This window comes from Streptomyces lomondensis (assembly GCF_014651035.1).
Classification (GTDB): Bacteria; Actinomycetota; Actinomycetes; order Streptomycetales; family Streptomycetaceae; genus Streptomyces; species Streptomyces lomondensis.
Window position 1 is genome coordinate 600,445 of sequence record NZ_BMWC01000004.1, and the last position, 17,368, is coordinate 617,812.

Sequence of the window (17,368 nt, forward strand, 5' to 3'; positions counted from 1 at the left end):
CCGACCGCCGGTGATCGTCGGCCCCCGCCCACGGGTGATCCCCGTTCCCCGACCCTGGAGACACCGTGCCCCTCACCACCACCGGCGAGCTCGTCACACGCGCCGCGGCGGCCCGTTCGGCCGTCGCCTCGTTCAACGTCATCACACTGGAACACGTCGAGGCCGTCATCGCGGGCGCCGAGTCCGCGCACGCCCCCGTCGTGCTCCAGGTCAGCGAGAACGCGGTCAGGTTCCGCGGCGGCCGGCTGCTCCCGCTCGCCCGCGCGGCCGTCGCCGCCGCCGAACACGCCGCCGTCCCGGTCGCGTTGCACCTCGACCACGTGCAGAGCGAAGCCCTCCTGCACCAGGCCGCTGAGGCCGGCTTCAGCTCCGTGATGTACGACGCGGCCCGGCTGCCCTACGAGCGGAACCTCGCCGCGACCCGGGCGGCGGTCGACTGGGCGCACGCCCGAGGGCTCTGGATCGAGGCCGAGCTGGGGCAGATCGGCGGCAAGAACGGCAGACCCCCGCTGGACGCCCACGCCCCCGGCGCCCGCACCGACCCCGAGGAGGCCCGGGCCTTCGTCGCCGACTCGGGCGTCGACGCCCTGGCCGTCGCCGTCGGCAGCGCCCACGCCATGACCACCCGCACCGCCACCCTCGACCACGCCCTGCTCAAACGCCTGTCCGCCGCACTGGACGTCCCACTCGTCCTGCACGGCTCCTCCGGCGTCCCGGACCACGAACTCACCGCGGCGATCGCGGGCGGCATCGCCAAGGTCAACATCGGCACGGCCCTGAACATCGCGCTGACCGGCGCGATCCGGGAGTACCTCGCCGACCGCCCCGAGGCCGTCGACCCGCGCGGCTACCTGACGGTCGCGCGGGAGGCGATGACACGGGCCGTGGCGAGGAGCCTCCGGACCCTCGGCGCGGCTACCGCTTGACGGCCTTCAGCACCACGAACTTCGGGTCGCTCGCGACCAGTCGGCTGTTGCCGAAGAGTTTCCGCAGCTTCACGTGGTAGCCCAGATGCCGGTTGCCGATCACCCACAGCTCACCGCCCGGCCGCAGCGCGCGGCGCGCCCCGGTGAACATCCGCCAGGCCGTGGCGTCCGTCGTCGCCTGGTGGGTGTGGAACGGCGGGTTGTTGAGGACCAGGTCGACACTGCCGGACGGCACGCCCGCGAGCCCGTCGCCGACCCGGAACTCGGCGTGCCCCGGCACGCCGTTCGCCTTGTACGTCGCCTCCGCCGAGGCCACCGCCTGGAACGACTCGTCCACGAACAGCACCTCGGCCGACGGGTCGGCCAGCGCCACCGCCGTACCGACCACGCCGTTGCCGCACCCCAGATCCACCACCCGGCCGCCCCGGCCGTCCGGCAGATGCCCCAGGAAGAACCGCGTGCCGATGTCGAGCCGGTCGGCGCAGAAGACGCCCGCGTGGTTGACGACGGTGCGCCCCGAGGCCGGTCCGATGCCGTCCGGGAGCGTGTACACGTACGGCCACGGGTTGGCGGGCCGCTCCAGCGCGGGGTCCGGCGCGCAGAAGATCAGCCGGGCCTTCTTCTCGGCGAGCGAGGTGCGCGTCGGGCCGAGGATCCGCTCGAACAACTGGAGCGTCGAGGTGTGGATCTCCTTCACCATCCCCGTGCCGACGACGACCGTTCCCGCGTGCACCGCCGGCGCCAGCCGCAGCAACTGGTCCTCCAGCAGCGCCAGGCTCTTCGGCACCCGCACCAGCAGCACGTCGATCCGTCCCGGCGGCGGATCCTGAGTGGTGAGCAGCCGCACCGCACCGGGCTCCGCACCGGCCCGCGCGAGGTTGGCGCGCGTCGCCTCCTGCGCGAGATGGGAGTCGGTGATGTGCACCGGCCGGTGCGCCGCGAGCGCCGTGGCCAGCGCGCCCCAGCGGTCCCCGACGACCACGACCGTGCCGGACAGCGGGACCCGTTCCTCGGCCAGATGCCTCAGCAGATACGCGTCGGAGGCGTCCCAGGCGCGCAGCCGGTCGCGCGGGTCCTCGGGGAAACGGGTCAGCGCGAGTTCGCCCCACGGCGTCGTCATACGGTCGTTCATCGTGCGTCCAGGCTAGCCGAGCCGCAGCTCAGCCCCCGTCCGGCACCATGGAGAGCATGGACGGCGAGCTGTTCCCCAGGGCCCGTACGCAGGTCGCGCCCGGCGCGGTGCACCTGCCGGACTGGCTGGACGCGGAGCACCAGCGCGCGCTGCTCGACGCCTGCCGCGCGTGGGCCCGGCCGCCCGCCGGACTGCGCACGGTCCGCACCCCCGGCGGCGGCACCATGACCGCCCGGCAGGTGTGCCTGGGCTGGCACTGGTACCCGTACGGCTACGCCCGCACGGTCGTCGACGGGGACGGCGCGCCGGTGAAGCCGTTCCCGGACTGGCTGGGCGAGCTGGGCCGCCGGGCGGTCCGCGACACCCTCGGGGGACCGGCGCCCGCCTACGACATCGCGCTGATCAACTTCTACGACGCCGACGCCCGCATGGGCATGCACCGCGACAGCGACGAGAAGTCGGACGCGCCGGTGGTGTCGCTGAGCCTCGGCGACACCTGCGTCTTCCGCTTCGGCAACACCGAGACCCGCACCCGGCCCTGGACCGACGTCGAGCTGCGCAGTGGCGACCTGTTCGTCTTCGGCGGCCCGTCCCGGCTCGCCTACCACGGGGTCCCCCGGGTGCACGCCGGCACGGCACCGCCCGGTCTCGGCCTGAGCGGACGGCTCAACATCACGCTCCGGGTCAGCGGCCTGTAGGCCGTCACCCCCGGCGGATCATGGGAGACTCGCCCTCATGAGCGGGAAGGCGGACCCCCGGCAGGCGGGGGACGGGAGCACGTCGAGGACGCGGCTGGACCGGGGGCGCGGAGCGCTCGGACCCGCGCTGGAGCTCGTGCACACCGGACGCGCGCCGACCCGGGCCGTGCTCACCGCCGAGCTCGGCGTGACGCGGGCGACGGCCGGCGCGGTCGCCGCCGAGCTGGAGGCGCTCGGGCTGATCCGGGTCGACGCCCGGCCCGGCGCGGCGGCGGGCTCGCAGGGCAGGCCCTCGCACAAGCTGGCCGTCGCCGAGGACGGGCCCGTCGCGCTCGCCGCGCAGGTGCACGCCGACGGATTCAGGGCGGCTCTGGTCGGGCTGGGCGGCCGGATCGTCGCCACCGCGCCCGGCTGCGAGGTCGTCGACGCCGACCCGGCGAAGGTGCTCGCCTCCGTCGTCACGGCGGGCGCCGAGCTGCTCCGCGAGACCGGACGCAGGTGCGTCGGCGCGGGCCTCGCCGTGCCGTCCGCCGTCGCCGAACCCGAGGGCCTGGCGCTGAATCCCCTGCACCTGGCCTGGCCCGCGGGCGCGCCCGTGCGGGACATCTTCGCCGAGCAGGTGCGCGCGGCCGGCATCGGCGGACCCGCGTTCGCCGCGAACGACGTCAACCTCGCCGCGCTCGCCGAGCACCGGCACGGGGCGGGCCGCGGCGCCCGCGACCTGCTGTGCGTGGCCACCGGCCACCGGGGCGTCGGCGGCGCGCTCGTCCTCGACGGCCGCCTGCACCGGGGCAGTTCCGGCCTCGCCCTGGAGGTCGGCCACCTCACCGTGCACCCCGAGGGCCGGCCCTGCCACTGCGGCAGCCGCGGCTGCCTGGACGTGGAGACCGACCCGCTGGCCTTCCTGACGGAGGCGGGACGCGAGCCGGGCCCCGAGGTGTCCCTGCTCCAGCAGTCCATCGACCTGGTCCGCCACCACTACGACGACCCGGCCGTCCGCGCCGCCACCGAGACCCTCATCGACCGGCTCGGCCTCGGACTCGCCGGCCTGGTCAACATCCTGAACCCGGACCGGATCATCCTCGGCGGCCTGCACCGCACCCTCCTGGACGCCGACCCGGACCGGCTGCGCGCGGTCGTCGCCGACCGCAGCCTGTGGGGCCAGAGCGGCGGCGTGCCCATCCTGCCGTGCACCCTCGACCACAACAGCCTGGTCGGCGCCGCCGAACTGGCCTGGCAGCCGGTCCTGGACGATCCGCTGGGAGCGCTCACCTAGGGGCCTTATTCCCCGGTCATGCTCCACAGCGCCGCCACCACCGGCCGCCGCAGATCGGCCCGCCGTACGCACAGCCCGATCGCGAACGGCTCCGGCGCCGGACCGGCCGGGACGACCGCCAGCCGGTCGCGCACCGCGCTGTGCTCCAGCACCAGCCGGGGGACCACGCCCGTGCCGCAGCCCAGCGCGACCAGCGTCAGCAGCCCTTCGTGGCCGTCCGGTTCGCAGGCCACGTCCGGTGCCGTGCCCCGGGCGCGGAACCAGCGGTCGGCGGCGTCGCGGACCAGGCCGCGGTGAGGCAGGACGAACGGGCCGGCGAGCCCGGGATCCGGGCGGTCCCGGGCCGTGATCAGGACCAGCTCGGTCACCCTGACCGTGCGGCTCACCAGCGGCTCCGGCAGCCTCGGCGGGATCCCCGCCACGGCCGCGTCGACCTCGCCCTCGTCCAGCCGGGCCAGCGCCGCCGCCGCGTCACCCGTCCGCAGATCGAGCCGCACCTGCGGGTGCGCGGCGCGGAACGGCGCCAGCAGATCCGGCAGCAGCGCCTGACATGCCGTCACCGTGGCGAAAACGGCCAGCCGGCCGGTGAGCAGGGCCGGGTCCGGATGCTCCTCGCGGTAGGCGCGCCACAACTCCAGGGCCCGCACGGCGTACTCGCGGAACCGGTGCCCCTCCGCCGTGAGCGACACCCCGCGCGGCCCCCGGTCGAACAGCCGGTGCCCGAGATCCGCCTCCAGCCGCTGCACGGTCCGGGTCAGCGTCGCCGGGCTGACGTGGCAGTCCAGGCTCGTCCGGCCGAAGTTGAGCGTCTGCGCCAGATGCAGGAACAGCCGCAGCTCCCGATGATCGTCCCGCACGGCCTGGCCCTTTCATTTTCCGCAACAGTGCGCTGCACAAGTTGCGCTTGCCGCAACAGTCCGGCCGAGCCTACAACTCGACCATGACCTCGACGATCCCGTACACCTCCCGCGTCTTCCCGCTCGACACCATGGACGTGCCCGGCGGCACCGAGACCGTCCTGCGCGGAGGACGGCACCTCTTCCCGCTCCTCCCGCGGGCCTTCGCCGGCGTCCGCCGCGTCGGCGTCCTCGGCTGGGGGCCCCAGGGCCGGGCGCAGGCCCTCAACCTCCGTGACTCCCTCGCCGGCACGGACGTCCGGGTGGCGGTGGGGCTGCGCCCCGGCTCCGGCTCCCGCGCCGACGCCCGCGCCCACGGCTTCACCGAGGACGACGGCACGCTCGGCGACTGGCTCACGGTCGCCGCGGACAGCGACCTGGTGATCCTGCTGATCGCCGACGCCGCACTCGCCGAGCACCACCAGGAGATCTTCGCGGCGCTGAAGCCTGGTGCCGTCATCGGCCTCTCGCACGGCTTCCTGCTCGGCCATCTCCGGGAGACGGGCGGGGAGTTCCCGCCCGGACACGGGGTGATCGCCGTGTGCCCCAAGGGCATGGGCGACTCCGTGCGGCGGCTTTACCAGCAGGGCGCGCACATCAACGGCGCCGGGATCAACGCCAGCTTCGCCGTGCACGCCGACCCGGACGGACGGGCCGTCGACCTGGCGCTCGGCTGGTCCGTGGCGCTCGGCTCGCCGTACACCTTCCGCACCACCCTCGACAGCGAGTACCGCTCCGACATCGTCGGCGAACGCGCCGTCCTGCTCGGCGCCGTCCACGGCATCGTCGAGAGCCTTTACACCCGGTACCGCCTCGCCGGCGACGACGAGGTGACGGCGTACGAACGGTCCTGCGAGAACGTCACCGGCCCGATCGCCCGCACGATCTCGCGGGCCGGGCTGCGGGCCGTCCGCGAGAGCCTCGACGCGGCCGGGCGGGACCTCTTCGACCGGGCGTACACGGCCACGTACGCCCCCGCGCGCGAGATCGTCGCGGAGATCTACGACGAGGTCGCCGACGGCACCGAACTGCGCAGCGTGATCCTCGCCGAACGGCGGCTCGGCGCCCGCCCGATGAGCCGGATCGGCGGCTCGCCGATGTGGTCGGTGAGCGAGCGGGTGCGGGCCCGGCGCGGCACCCGCGACCTGCCCGTCGACCCGTTCACCGCCGGCGTGTTCGTCGCCACCATGACGGCCCAGGTCGACGAGTTCGCCGAGCGCGGCCACCCCTGGTCGGAGATCGTCAACGAGTCCGTCATCGAGGCCGTCGACTCCCTGCTGCCGTACATGCACGCCCGGGACGTGGCCCACATGGTCGACAACTGCTCCCGCACGGCCCGCCTCGGCGCCCGCCGCTGGGGGCCGCGCTTCCAGGCCGCGTACGAGCAGATCGCCTACCCGGCGGCCGCGAACCCGGCGGACTCGGACCTGGTGGCGGCCTTCGGCACCCACCCGGTGCACGAGGCCCTGGCCGCGGCGGCGAAGCTGCGGCCGTCCGTGGACATCTCGGTGACCTGAAATACATGACCCTGGTGGTATCAGGCTTGCCCGCGCCGCTTCCGGGAAGGCGAGCCGCCGAGCAGGCAGGCTGGTCGGCAGGCAGCCCGCCCGCACCGCACCACCGAGGAAGTTGACGCAATGACCGACAAGCTCACCGTGAGCGTCCTGGGCACCGGCATCATGGGTGCCGCGATGGCCCGCAACCTCGCCCGCGCCGGACACACCGTCCAGGCCTGGAACCGCACCCGCGCCAAGGCCGAGCCGCTCGCCGACGGGGGCGTGCACATCGCCGGCACCCCCGCGCAGGCGGTCCAGGACGCCGACGTCGTCCTGACCATGCTCCACGACGGCCCCGCCGCCCTGGACACCATGCGCGAGGCCGCGCCCGCCCTGCGCCCCGGCACCGCGTGGGCGCAGTCCACCACTGCCGGCATGGAATCCCTCGGCGCCCTGGCCGCGTTCGCCCGCGAGCACGGCCTGGTCTTCTACGACGCGCCCGTCCTGGGCACCCGCCAGCCCGCCGAGGCCGGGAAGCTGACCGTGCTCGCCGCGGGCCCCGCCGAGGGGCGGGACAGGGTGACGCCGGTCTTCGACGCCGTCGGCGCCCGCACCGTCTGGACCGGCGAGGACGGGGCGGCGGGCAGCGCCACCCGCCTGAAGCTCGTCGCCAACAGCTGGGTCCTCGCCGCCACGGCCGCCGCCGGCGAGGCCCTCGCCCTGGCGAAGGCCCTCGGCGTCGATCCGCACGGCTTCTTCGACCTCATCGCGGGCGGCCCGCTCGACATGGGCTATCTGCGCGCCAAGTCCGACCTGGTCCTCGACGGCCGGCTCACACCGCCCCAGTTCGCCGTGACCACCGCCGCCAAGGACGCCCGCCTGATCGTCCAGGCCGCTGCCGAGAACGGCGTCCGCCTGGACGTGGCCGAGGCCGCCGCCGCCCGCCTGGAACGCGCCGCCGCCCAGGGCCACGGCGACGAGGACATGGCCGCCGCCTACTTCGCCAGCTTCGAAGACAAGCCCCACTCCTAGGAGGTTCCCCCCATGTCCAAGCCGCCGCTGCCGCCCGAGGCCGACGCCCTGCTGAGCCGGCCCAACCCGTGCGTCATGGCCACGGTGCGCTCCGACGGCGCGCCGGTCTCCACCGCCACCTGGTACGCGTGGCAGGACGGCCGGGTGCTGATCAACCTCGACGCGGGCCGCGTCCGCCTGAAGCACCTGCGCCGCGACCCGCGCGTGACCCTCACCGTCCTCGCCGGCGACGACTGGTACACCCACGTCACCCTCATCGGCCGCGTCACCGAGATGTACGACGACGAGAATCTGGCCGACATCGACCTCCTCGCCCGGCACTACATCGGCAAGCCCTACCCGGAGCGCGTCCGCCCCCGGGTGAGCGCCTGGATCGAGGTCGACCGCTGGCACGGCTGGGGCGCGATGAAGGACAGCGACCAGGCCGGAACCTGAGGTCAGCGCCGCCACTGAGCCGCGAACGCCCGGCCCGGGTTCTCGGTGAGGATGCGCCCCACCAGCTCCTCGCCCACGGCGTGCACGAGCCGGGGGCGCACCCGGCGCAGCAGATACGGCATCCCGGGGCCGCCGTCCACCGAGCGGGCGGCGGCCGTCGTGGTGTCCGCGCCCAGCAGCAGCCGGTCGCCGAACCCGGCGTCGGCCAGGGCCCGTACGGCGTCCGGCATCCGCCAGTCCGTGGCGTGATTCCCGCGTGACGGGCCGTCGAAGGCCAGGTAGCAGCCGGACTCGGCCGCCTGCCGGTGCACCACGAGGTCGGGGGACCGGTTCAGATGCCCGAGCACCACCCGGTGCGGCGGCACCCCCAACTCCCCGCACAGCAGGTCCAGTACGTCCAGCGCGCCGGTGCCCAGCTCCAGGTGCACGGCGATCGGCGCACCCGTCGCGTGATGCGCCTCGGCCGCAGCCGCCATGGTCCAGCGGGCGTGCGCGTCCAGGGCGTGGTAGCCGCCCGCGACCTTGACGAGCCCCGCCCGCACCCCCGACGTCCCGATGCCGTCGGTGAGTTCGGAGACGAAGACGTCGGCGAGCCGGCCCCGCAGCCCGGCGAGGGTGCCCTCGTCGTAGTGCACGTCCTGGTGCAGACCCGTCGCCGCCACCACGTGCACGCCGGTCTCCCGCGACAGCGCCGGCAGATCGGCGGCCCGCCGCCCGAGCCCGTACGGCGTCCACTGCACCACGGCCCCGCCGCCCTGCTCCCGGAAGGCGGCCAGCTCCGCCCGCGCCGCCGCCACGCTGCCCAGCTCCTGGCCGGGCAGCCGCGGACTGGCGAAGAACACATGGTCGTGGGCGTCGCACACACCGAGGTCCCCGGGCGGCACGTCCCCCAGCACCGTACGGACCGCGCTCACCACTGCCGCCCCCGGGGCAGCCGGTCCCGGCCCGGCGCCGACAGGTGCAGCACCTCGAACACGTCGCCGCCCGCCTCGGGCGCCTCATGCTCCCAGAGGGAGAAAAGGACCAGCTCCCAGCGGCTGGTGTCGACGGCGGCAGCGGCGAGCAGGGCTCCGCCCTCGGCGGCCAGCCGCCGGACCTCGTCCACCGCGCCCTCCACGACGTCGGCCAACGGCCCACCGCCCGGCACCGGTTGACGCCGGCGCACGGCGAACCGCGCCCGCGAACCCTGCCCCTCCTCGTAGGCGAGCCCCGTCCACTGCCGCGCGGACGGCCGTCCGAAGTCGTCGCTGAGCCCCTGGAACCCGCCGCCCCACAGGAAGGCGTTCATGCCTTCGACGGTGTGCCACAGATAGAAGGGCGCGTACTGGTTGACCGGCGAGCCGCGCAGGCCGCGCTCACGCATCAGATAGGCCTTGACGCCGAGCCCGTCCCAGTCGTCGAGCAGCCTCCCGCGCCGGGCGACGCGGTCCCGGACGACGTCCATGTCGTAGTCGGCGGGCAGGGTGAGCTCGTACTGCATGGCGTGCAAGAGATCTCCTCAGGAGGTGCGTGGTGTCAGCAGGGAGAGCAGCCCCCGCACCCCCGCGTCGAACGCGGCGGGGGAGCCGGAGGCGCGGGCCAGGACATAGCCGCCCTGGACGGTCGCGACGACGGCCGCGGCGATCTCCCCGCCGTCCAGACCGGGCGCGAACTGCCCCTGCTCCTTGCCCTCTTCGACGAGCGCGGCGATCCGGCCCCGGAGCCACTCGATCGTCTCGTCGACCGGCGCGCGCAGCTCGGCGCTCGCGATCACGTCCGGGTCCATGGTCAGCCGGCCGATGGGACAGCCCCGCAGCACGTCCCGCTCGCGCCGCAGATACGCCGCGATGCGCTCGTAGGGCGTTCCCGGGCCGTCGAGTACGCCCGCGGCGATGGCCCGCATCTCCTCGGCGGTCCGCCGGATCGCGGCCAGAGCGAGATCGGGCTTGCCCTTGAAGTGGTGGTACATGCTGCCCTGCCCAGCGCCCGCGCGCTCCAGGATCGCCTTGGGGCTGGTGCCCACGTAGCCGCGCTCCCACAGCAGCTCGCGGGTGGACTCGATCAGCCGTTCCGAGGTGCTCATGCCCTCACTGTACATACCAGTAGTTACAGAAGTCGAGGTCGCGAGGAGCATCCGCGACCCGCCCGCCTACTCCCCACGAGGTACGCGCACTGCCGCTGGCCGTACGACGCCCCGGGCGCCCTTGCGGGGCCACTCTCGGAACGAGACATCGACATCGGCCAAGCGATCGAGGAGTGGACGACATGCAGACCCTGGCGCACTTCGAGGACGGCGGGCCCGGCCCCTGGATCCTGCTCTTCCCGGTGATCTGGGCGCTGGTGATCGGCGGCGGCATCGCGCTGCTGCGCCGCACCGTGTGGCGCGGACGCCGCGGCGGCCCCTGGCGGCAGCAGACCGTCGCGGACAACTCACCCATCGCGGTGCTCGGCCACCGCTTCGCCTCCGGCGACATCGACGAGGACGAGTACTGGCGCCGCCTCTCCGTGCTGAACGAGGAGTTCGGGCGCCATGCCAAGGGCGGTGGTGGATGAACATCCCGGCCGACTCGGGCTCTGCGCGCCCGGCTGCGGGACGGTGATCCGCAGGCGTTCGCCCGGCTCTTCCGCGCCCACGCACACGCGGTGTACAGCCATGCGGCCGTCGGCGTGGCCTTCGGTGGCGGTGGCGGCCGCCAGGTATGGGTCTTCGGCAAGGTCGGCGAAACTCCGGCCGACCGCCCGGCCCGGATCCTCCGGGCCGGCACGGCAGCGACCGCCGGCTGAGCCGCCCGCGGCCGCCGGGCGGGGTATGCCCCGGATTACCGCACCCGGCGGCGTATGCCCCGGCGGCGACCGCCGTCTCGAACGGTGGTCACCGCCCGGTCAACCGGCAACGGCCGACCGGGCGGGAGCATGGTCGGGCCGGAGCCCGTCGGCGGAGTGCCCGACCTCGGCGAACCTGCGTGCGGGCTTCTCCTGGACCGCGCGCCGCGACCGGCGCGCGGGAGCGGCCACCGCGGGGGAGGACGTCGGCAGCGTGAACCACACGACCTTGCCGGACTCGCCGTCCGGCCGGACGCCCCAGCTCTCGCTCATGGCGGCCACCATCGCGAGCCCGCGCCCGCAGGTCGCCAGCGGCTCGGCGTCGTCCACCACGGGCATCCGCGGATCGTGGTCACGCACCGAGACCGTGAGCCGGTCGAGCAGCAGCTCTATCTCCACGGTGCAGGTCTTGTCGGGCTGGGCGTGCCGGTGGACGTTGGACAGCAGTTCCGTCACACCGAGCGAGGCCCGGTCGATCAGGGCGTCCAGATGCCAGTAGCGCAACTGCGCAGATACGATTCTGCGGACCTGGCCGATCCGCGACGGCAGGGCTTGGAGCTCCACCGTGCAGTGCCTGCTTGGGTAGCTGATCACGGCTGCGACTCCCCGACGTGAGGTCCGGAAGAACACGGAGTTCGGATCCAGCAGGGCGTCTTCGTGACACTGCCGCCCGCTGTCGTGGCCGGCGGGCTGGTTCGCAGCGTTATCGCCGGTAAACCCAGAGTGACGTGAGACCAGAGTGACGGACGGGGTGGGGTACCGCAACTCGCGGACATCTCAGTCGCCGCGCCCCGCCGCCCGGCGCACGGCCTCGATGAAGCGCCGCGCGGCCGGCGGGCCCGGCTCGCCCGGGGCGGGGTCGTGGTCGCCCAGGGTGAGCAGGTACCGCTTGCCGTTGAGATCCGCCGTGGCCCGGTCATCGGGGCCGAACCAGGGCTTGGAGGCGCGCACGGCCTGCAGCGGCGCGCTGTCGATCTCACTGCCGTAACTGGTCAGCAGCTCGAGCCGGCCATCGCTGATCCGGACCTGCCCCGCCCGGGTGAGCGAACGCAGCCGCTTCCCGATCCGCACGCCCGTGGCCCTGAACTCCGGCTCCGCCATGCCACCCGCCCCCTTGTGCGCGTCGGTGCACCGGCCCGCTGTGCGCGGTGCCCGGCACAGGCTCGTGTCCTGATCCAGTCTGCCCCGTCCGGGGCTCGTCCCGCGGTGCAGTCTGCCCGGACCCGGCGTCGAGCACCAGTACATGCGACCCCCTCGGCGGGGGGCGCCCGCAGCACACACCCCAATGCGCCCCCGGGAGTGCGCGCCCCCTTGCCCCGGCCTCTGCCCCAGGGGGCGCTTTGGGGGGCTCAAAGATGCGTTTATGCAGGTGAGAAGCGTGTGCAAGGTGCTTATGATCGGAGGGTCGGCCGCGCGACGCGTCGTCGGCGCGCAGCGTTAGGAGCCCCCCTCGTGAGCACTCCCCAGCAGACCCGGACCGGCGTCACCCTCGACGTCGACCACAGCGACGCCGCCTACCGCGCGTGGCTGAAAGAGGCCGTCCGCAGAGTCCAGGCCGACGCCAACCGCTCGGCCGACACCCACCTGCTCCAGTTCCCCCTGCCGGAGCGGTGGGGCATCGACCTGTACCTCAAGGACGAGTCGACCCACCCCACCGGCAGCCTCAAGCACCGGCTCGCCCGCTCCCTGTTCCTCTACGGCCTGTGCAATGGCTGGATCCGGCCGGGCAGACCGGTGATCGAGGCCTCCAGCGGCTCGACGGCCGTCTCCGAGGCGTACTTCGCGAAGCTGATCGGCGTGCCCTTCATCGCCGTCATGCCGCGCACCACGAGCGCCGAGAAGATCCGCCTCATCGAGTTCCACGCCGGCCGCTGCCACTTCGTGGACGACCCCCGCACGATGTACGAGGAGTCCGCCCGCCTCGCGGCCGAGACCGGCGGCCACTACATGGACCAGTTCACCTACGCCGAACGGGCCACGGACTGGCGCGGAAACAACAACATCGCGGAGTCCATCTTCCGGCAGCTGCGCCTGGAGCGGTTCCCCGAGCCGGCGTGGATCGTCGCCACGGCGGGCACCGGCGGCACCTCCGCGACCCTCGCGCGCTACGTTCACTACATGCAGTACGACACGCGCGTCTGTGTGGCCGACCCCGAGAACTCGTGCTTTTTCGAAGGCTGGACCACCGGCGATCCGGACGTCACGTGCGACTGCGGCTCCCGTATCGAGGGCATCGGCCGGCCCCGTATGGAACCGAGCTTCGTGCCCGGCGCGATCGACCGGATGATGAAGGTGCCCGACGCGGCCAGTGTCGCCGCCGTACGGGCCCTGGAGCGCGCCATCGGCCGCAAGGCGGGCGGCTCGACCGGCACGGGCCTGTGGAGCGCGCTGAAGATCGTCGCGGAGATGGTGTCCGAGGGACGGCAGGGGAGCGTCGTGACCCTGCTGTGCGATCCGGGGGACCGGTATCTCGACAAGTACTACTCGGACGCCTGGCTGGCCGCCCAGGGGCTGGACATCGAGCCCTACACCACCGCGATCGACTCGCTCCTGGCGACGGGCGTCTGGCCCGACTGAGCCCCGGGCCCCGGGGCTCAGGGGCGCCAGCCCGCCGGTCCAGCGCTGTCACGACGTCCTCGGGCCGCCAGCCCGCCGGTCTCCAGCGCTGTCACGACGCCCTCAGGCCGTCAGCCGCCGGTCCAGCGCTGTCACGGCGTCCCGGAAGGCGCGTGCCTGGGCCGCACGCACCGGCCTCATCGCGAGCCGGTACAGGGCCGTCCCGTCGGTGGCGAAGGTCCACCGCACCCGGGTGCCGGTGCCGGACGGGGTGAGCCGCCACTCCTCGACGATCGCCCGCACCCCGGGCACGTTGGTGACGTCGACGCGGTAGGCGTACACCTCGGGCTTCTCCGCCGCGATGACCGACTCGCGGAACCGGACGCCCCCGGTGAGCGTGATGTCGCGCCCCGCGCCGTCGTCGACGGGGCGGGCGGACGCCACCTGGGGGAACCACTCGGCCCAGCCGGGCACGTCCTCGCACAGCGCGCGGTAGACCGCCGCCACCGGGGCGGAGATCTCCCGCACGAAAACGTGCCGCACGGGCGCGGTCCCGACGAAGTCGAGCCCCACCGGGCGCAGACGGTGAGCCATGGGCGAAGCCCTCCCTCGCACGAGCGGGCGGTGACCGGGGACGTCACCCTAACTGGCGGCCCGTCAGATGTCTGCACCTTCCTCGGGCTCCCCGGCCACGACCAGCCGCCGCAGATGCTCCGCGACCACGCCGCGCGCCTCCTCCGGCAGGCCGGCGTCCGTCACGAGCGTGTCGACCCGCTCCAGCGAGGCGAACGAACTCAGGCCCACCTTGCCCCACTTGGTGTGGTCGGCGACCACCACCACGCGCCGGGCCGACTGCACGAGCCGCCGGTTCGTCTCGGCCTCCGCGAGGTTCGGCGTCGACAGGCCGGCCTCGACCGATATGCCGTGCACCCCGAGGAACAGCAGGTCGAAGTGGAGCGCCGCGATCGCCTGGTCGGCCACCGGCCCCACCAGGGAGTCGGAGGGCGTGCGCACACCGCCGGTCAGCACGACCGTGGCCGCGCCCTGCCGGGGACCGGAGGTGCGCTGCGCCGCGTGGAAGACGTCGGCCACCCGCACCGAGTTGGTGACCACCGTGAGATCCGGGACGTCCAGCAGCTGATGCGCCAGCGCGTACGTCGTCGTACCGCCCGACAGGGCGATCGCCGCGCCCGGCGCGACCAGCTTGGCCGCGGCCCGCGCGATGTCCTCCTTGGCGGTCAGTTCCAGGCCCGACTTGGCCTCGAAGCCCGGTTCGTGCGTACTCGCCTCGACCACCGGGACCGCCCCGCCGTGCACCTTCTCCAGCACGCCCTGGCGGGCGAGCGCGTCGAGGTCGCGGCGGACCGTCATGTCCGACACGCCGAGCTTGCGGGTCAGCTCGTTGACCCGCACTCCGCCCCGGCGGCGGACCTCGTCGAGGATCAGGGATCGCCGCTGCTCCGCGAGGAGGTTCTGATTCTCGCTCACGTACGCTCCGGTCCTTTCGCCTCAATGCCGTCCGACACGCCCTGCGCACCCGCCCCAACCAGGACATTCCTCCCGGCTCCGGTGCGCGGACGTCTCATCCTCGCATGTCGCGGAGCGTACGGCGCCACCGACTGTTCGTCGCGCACATGTCACCTCGGGGCGTCCTCTGCCGCTCCGTCGTGTCACGGATCGGGGAGATTCCGTGACAGCAGGTGTGGAGCGCCGCGGAAGTGGAGATCCTTGTGCCCGCACGGGCAGAGCCGACGGCGTGTCACGGGGGAAGTGCGAATCAGTGGAACGTGCGCAGGAACATGCGTCGACCGGCGGACCGGACGGCACCGCCACGCGGACCGGCGAGACCGGGACCGCCCTGGAACTCCTGGTCCACGGCGTGGGCGGCACCACGCCGCAGGAGATGCTCAACGACCCGCGGACGGAGCGGATCACCGGCGACGACATCGCGGCCGTCTTCCGGCGCGCCGACGACGTCGACGCGGAGAACAGCCCCGACGCCCACCGCCGGGACGGACCGGTGCCCGAGGCCTACGTCTGGTGCAACCTCACCTCCGGCAACGGCACCCGCGCCCTGTGGCTGCTGCTGCTGCCGTTCATGGTCGTCAACCTCGCCCACTGGATGCGCCCCAGCGCCCACGGCCGCCGCCGCACCGTGCGCCTGTACGGCCTGCTGGTGCGGCTCACGGGGCTCACCCTGACGGTGCTGCTCGTCGCGGCGGCCTGCGAGGTCGCCCTCGACCTGGCGGCCTGGCAGTGCGCGGGCACACCCGCCTGCGCCGACCGCCACTCCTGGCTGGGCTTCCTCTCACCCACCGTCTCGGCCGGCGGCTGGTGGAGCAGCCCCGGCCGCAGGCTCGCCCTCGCGGCCCTCGTCCCCACCGCCCTGACCGGCCTGCTGTGGTACCTGTCCCGGCGCACCTGGAGCCACTACGAGTCCCAGCAGCCGATCGCCCGCGACCCCGAACCCGACGAGGACCCCGGCCCGACCGCGCTCGGCCGGCCCGGCTTCTGGTACGGGCGCCGGCTGGTGGCCCGGCTGCGCGCCGCGCACACCACCGCCGGCCTGCTGACGGTCGCCGCCGCGGTCGGCAGCGCCGCCGCCCGCCACGACCGCGAGCCCGGCGGCCCCGCCGTACTGAACACCCTCGGCCTGCTCCTCGAAGCGGCCCTCGCCGCCTGCGCCGTCGCCGTGGTCTGGGTGGTGTGCCGCCGGGGCCGCAGCGAGAAGCGCCTGGACCAGGAGCTCGACGAGCGCTTCGTACGGCGCCTGCCGCTCGCCGCTCTCGCCCTGCTCGCCCTCGCCCTGCTGTACGCCGGGTGGGAGCGGCCCGGCTGGGAGTCGGCCGGGCGGCTGCCGGGCGACGCGACCTTCGGCGGCCTCGCCCTGGTCCAGGGCCTGCTCGTGATCGTCCTCGGCGTCGTCGCCCACGCCCTGCACCGCACCGACCCCGACCGTAGGGCCGTGCTGCGGGGCCTCGGCGGACCGGCCGTCGCGATGCTGGCCTGCGCCCTGGGCAGTGTCATGTCCGGCGGGGTGTCCCAGCGCGTGTCCGACTGGCTGGACGGCACCGGCACGTCGATCAAGGGCCCGCCGGTCCTGCTGACCTGGCAGGCGTCCGTGATCCCGCCGCTGCTCGTCGTCCTGCTGGGGCTCTTCGGCTGGCTGGCCCACCGCGCCTGGCAGCTCGCCCGCGCCGAGCGCGACGCCGTGGCCCGCGACTACCCGGACGAGGCCCTGGACCCCGCCCGCACCCGCCGCGTCGCCTACGCCCGCGCCATGGCCGCCCTCACCGACCGAGGGCCCCGCATCGTCGCCGTCACCTCCGGCGTCACCCTGCTGCTCGGCGCCGGAGCCCTCGTGGGCGCACTCGCCACCGACCAGACACCGGGCGAGGCCGCGCGGGGCACGTACCCCGTCGTCCACGGCGCCGCCGAGACCGCTCAGGCCCTCGGCTCCTGGCTGATCGGCCTCGGCTTCCTCCTCTTCGTCACCTGGGGCCGGCGCGCCTACAAGGACGCCGCCGCGCGCCGCACCATCGGCATCCTGTGGGACGTCGGCACCTTCTGGCCGCGCGCCGCCCACCCCTTCGCCCCGCCCTGCTACGCCGAGCGCGCGGTGCCCGACCTGACCTGGCGGATGGCGACCTGGACCCGGGTCACCGGCGGCCGGCTGGTCATCTCCGGGCACTCGCAGGGCAGCGTGCTCGCCGCCGCCGCGGCCTGGCAACTCGCCCCGTCCACCCGCAAACGGGTCGCGCTGCTGACCTACGGCTCCCCCCTGGAGCGCCTCTACGGCCGCTGGTTCCCGGCGCACTTCGGGCCCGCCGCGCTCAGCTCCCTGCACCGGGAGGTCGACTGCTGGCGCAACCTGTACCGGCTCACCGACCCCATCGGCGGCCCGGTGCGCCTGCCCGGCGACCAGGTCGACCACGTGCCCCTGAAGGACCCCCTCGCCTACGGCCGCACCGACCTGCTGCCACTGCCCGCGCCGATCCTCGGCCACTCCGACTACCAGGCCGATCCGGCGTTCGCCGAGGAGCGCCGGAAGCTGCTGGCCCGGCTGCGGCCGGAGGTGCCGTCACCACGTCACACGCCCGAGCCGCCGGCCGCCTAGGC

At 74.2% G+C, this 17,368-nt stretch carries 19 protein-coding genes; 10 read left to right on the forward strand and 9 right to left on the reverse strand.

What is annotated here, in order from left to right:
* Positions 1–65: 65 nt before the first annotated feature.
* Positions 66–926: a class II fructose-bisphosphate aldolase gene (locus IE255_RS17800; RefSeq protein WP_190051246.1), complete on the forward strand. Its 861-nt coding sequence runs from the start codon at positions 66–68 to the stop codon at positions 924–926.
* On the opposite strand, the gene IE255_RS17805 is transcribed toward IE255_RS17800, so the two are convergent.
* Entirely contained in the window at positions 916–2,046 is a 1,131-nt protein-coding gene (locus IE255_RS17805; RefSeq protein ID WP_190051383.1) for a methyltransferase, read from the reverse strand. The genes IE255_RS17800 and IE255_RS17805 overlap by 11 nt on opposite strands.
* A gap of 68 nt (positions 2,047–2,114) precedes the next feature.
* Between IE255_RS17805 and IE255_RS17810 the strand changes: the two genes are divergently transcribed.
* Complete coding sequence (locus IE255_RS17810) at positions 2,115–2,756, forward strand: alpha-ketoglutarate-dependent dioxygenase AlkB family protein (protein WP_190051247.1); 642 nt, start codon at positions 2,115–2,117, stop codon at positions 2,754–2,756.
* Positions 2,757–2,793: 37 nt separating this feature from the next.
* Positions 2,794–4,032 carry an ROK family protein gene (locus tag IE255_RS17815; protein ID WP_190051248.1) on the forward strand — a complete coding sequence of 413 codons (1,239 nt, stop codon included), beginning with the start codon at positions 2,794–2,796 and terminating at the stop codon, positions 4,030–4,032.
* A gap of 5 nt (positions 4,033–4,037) precedes the next feature.
* Here IE255_RS17815 and ilvY read toward each other — a convergent pair whose 3' ends face one another.
* Positions 4,038–4,889 carry an HTH-type transcriptional activator IlvY gene (gene ilvY, locus IE255_RS17820; RefSeq protein WP_190051249.1) on the reverse strand — a complete coding sequence of 284 codons (852 nt, stop codon included), beginning with the start codon at positions 4,887–4,889 and terminating at the stop codon, positions 4,038–4,040.
* Positions 4,890–4,972: 83 nt separating this feature from the next.
* On the opposite strand from ilvY, the gene IE255_RS17825 reads away from it, so the two are divergent.
* The 3 genes from IE255_RS17825 to IE255_RS17835 all read left to right on the forward strand — a co-directional run bounded on the left by IE255_RS17825 (position 4,973) and on the right by IE255_RS17835 (position 7,891).
* Positions 4,973–6,445, forward strand: a complete 1,473-nt coding sequence (locus tag IE255_RS17825; RefSeq protein ID WP_190051250.1) for a ketol-acid reductoisomerase — start codon at positions 4,973–4,975, stop codon at positions 6,443–6,445.
* 120 nt (positions 6,446–6,565) lie between these two features.
* Entirely contained in the window at positions 6,566–7,456 is an 891-nt protein-coding gene (locus tag IE255_RS17830) for an NAD(P)-dependent oxidoreductase (RefSeq protein ID WP_190051251.1), read from the forward strand.
* A gap of 12 nt (positions 7,457–7,468) precedes the next feature.
* The gene (locus IE255_RS17835; RefSeq protein ID WP_190051252.1) at positions 7,469–7,891 is read left to right on the forward strand and encodes a PPOX class F420-dependent oxidoreductase; all 423 of its coding nucleotides are present in this window, start codon (positions 7,469–7,471) and stop codon (positions 7,889–7,891) included.
* Positions 7,892–7,893: 2 nt separating this feature from the next.
* On the opposite strand, the gene IE255_RS17840 is transcribed toward IE255_RS17835, so the two are convergent.
* Genes IE255_RS17840 through IE255_RS17850 form a run of 3 tightly spaced genes read right to left on the reverse strand, consistent with a single transcriptional unit; the run spans position 7,894 to position 9,968 of the window.
* Complete coding sequence (locus tag IE255_RS17840; protein WP_190051253.1) at positions 7,894–8,805, reverse strand: phosphotriesterase family protein; 912 nt, start codon at positions 8,803–8,805, stop codon at positions 7,894–7,896.
* Positions 8,802–9,380, reverse strand: a complete 579-nt coding sequence (locus IE255_RS17845; RefSeq protein WP_190051254.1) for a DUF4865 family protein — start codon at positions 9,378–9,380, stop codon at positions 8,802–8,804. Before IE255_RS17845 ends, IE255_RS17840 begins: the two co-directional genes overlap by 4 nt.
* A 9-nt stretch (positions 9,381–9,389) precedes the next feature.
* Positions 9,390–9,968: a TetR/AcrR family transcriptional regulator gene (locus IE255_RS17850; RefSeq protein WP_190051255.1), complete on the reverse strand. Its 579-nt coding sequence runs from the start codon at positions 9,966–9,968 to the stop codon at positions 9,390–9,392.
* Between the two features lie 167 nt (positions 9,969–10,135).
* Here IE255_RS17850 and IE255_RS17855 point away from each other — a divergent pair, with 167 nt between their 5' ends.
* Both IE255_RS17855 and IE255_RS17860 read left to right on the forward strand, forming a co-directional pair.
* Entirely contained in the window at positions 10,136–10,423 is a 288-nt protein-coding gene (locus tag IE255_RS17855) for an SHOCT domain-containing protein (protein WP_190051256.1), read from the forward strand.
* Between the two features lie 90 nt (positions 10,424–10,513).
* Entirely contained in the window at positions 10,514–10,654 is a 141-nt protein-coding gene (locus IE255_RS17860) for a hypothetical protein (protein WP_190051257.1), read from the forward strand.
* A 99-nt stretch (positions 10,655–10,753) separates the two neighbouring features.
* Here the strand turns inward: IE255_RS17860 and IE255_RS17865 are convergent, their stop codons facing one another.
* Both IE255_RS17865 and IE255_RS17870 read right to left on the reverse strand, forming a co-directional pair.
* Positions 10,754–11,287, reverse strand: coding sequence for an ATP-binding protein (locus IE255_RS17865; protein ID WP_190051258.1), 534 nt, complete (start codon positions 11,285–11,287; stop codon positions 10,754–10,756).
* Positions 11,288–11,470: 183 nt separating this feature from the next.
* Complete coding sequence (locus IE255_RS17870) at positions 11,471–11,794, reverse strand: hypothetical protein (RefSeq protein ID WP_190051259.1); 324 nt, start codon at positions 11,792–11,794, stop codon at positions 11,471–11,473.
* A gap of 351 nt (positions 11,795–12,145) precedes the next feature.
* Here IE255_RS17870 and cds1 point away from each other — a divergent pair, with 351 nt between their 5' ends.
* Positions 12,146–13,270 (forward strand): L-cysteine desulfhydrase Cds1, encoded by a 1,125-nt coding sequence (cds1, locus tag IE255_RS17875; RefSeq protein ID WP_190051260.1) that lies wholly within the window; start codon positions 12,146–12,148, stop codon positions 13,268–13,270.
* Positions 13,271–13,372: 102 nt separating this feature from the next.
* Here the strand turns inward: cds1 and IE255_RS17880 are convergent, their stop codons facing one another.
* Together IE255_RS17880 and IE255_RS17885 are read right to left on the reverse strand one after the other, a co-directional pair.
* Complete coding sequence (locus tag IE255_RS17880; RefSeq protein ID WP_190051261.1) at positions 13,373–13,843, reverse strand: SRPBCC family protein; 471 nt, start codon at positions 13,841–13,843, stop codon at positions 13,373–13,375.
* 63 nt (positions 13,844–13,906) lie between these two features.
* Positions 13,907–14,737: a DeoR/GlpR family DNA-binding transcription regulator gene (locus tag IE255_RS17885; RefSeq protein ID WP_190051262.1), complete on the reverse strand. Its 831-nt coding sequence runs from the start codon at positions 14,735–14,737 to the stop codon at positions 13,907–13,909.
* A gap of 292 nt (positions 14,738–15,029) precedes the next feature.
* On the opposite strand from IE255_RS17885, the gene IE255_RS17890 reads away from it, so the two are divergent.
* Positions 15,030–17,366, forward strand: coding sequence for a hypothetical protein (locus IE255_RS17890; RefSeq protein WP_190051263.1), 2,337 nt, complete (start codon positions 15,030–15,032; stop codon positions 17,364–17,366).
* The last annotated feature ends 2 nt before the right edge of the window (positions 17,367–17,368 follow it).

Coding starts and splice junctions, on each gene's coding strand:
- IE255_RS17805 (WP_190051383.1), bottom strand. CDS start 2,046: ATGACGACGCCGTGGGGCGAACTCGCGCTGACCCGTTTCCCCGAGGAC.
- IE255_RS17810 (WP_190051247.1), top strand. CDS start 2,115: ATGGACGGCGAGCTGTTCCCCAGGGCCCGTACGCAGGTCGCGCCCGGC.
- IE255_RS17815 (WP_190051248.1), top strand. CDS start 2,794: ATGAGCGGGAAGGCGGACCCCCGGCAGGCGGGGGACGGGAGCACGTCG.
- IE255_RS17825 (WP_190051250.1), top strand. CDS start 4,973: ATGACCTCGACGATCCCGTACACCTCCCGCGTCTTCCCGCTCGACACC.
- IE255_RS17830 (WP_190051251.1), top strand. CDS start 6,566: ATGACCGACAAGCTCACCGTGAGCGTCCTGGGCACCGGCATCATGGGT.
- IE255_RS17835 (WP_190051252.1), top strand. CDS start 7,469: ATGTCCAAGCCGCCGCTGCCGCCCGAGGCCGACGCCCTGCTGAGCCGG.
- IE255_RS17850 (WP_190051255.1), bottom strand. CDS start 9,968: ATGTACAGTGAGGGCATGAGCACCTCGGAACGGCTGATCGAGTCCACC.
- IE255_RS17855 (WP_190051256.1), top strand. CDS start 10,136: ATGCAGACCCTGGCGCACTTCGAGGACGGCGGGCCCGGCCCCTGGATC.
- IE255_RS17870 (WP_190051259.1), bottom strand. CDS start 11,794: ATGGCGGAGCCGGAGTTCAGGGCCACGGGCGTGCGGATCGGGAAGCGG.
- IE255_RS17880 (WP_190051261.1), bottom strand. CDS start 13,843: ATGGCTCACCGTCTGCGCCCGGTGGGGCTCGACTTCGTCGGGACCGCG.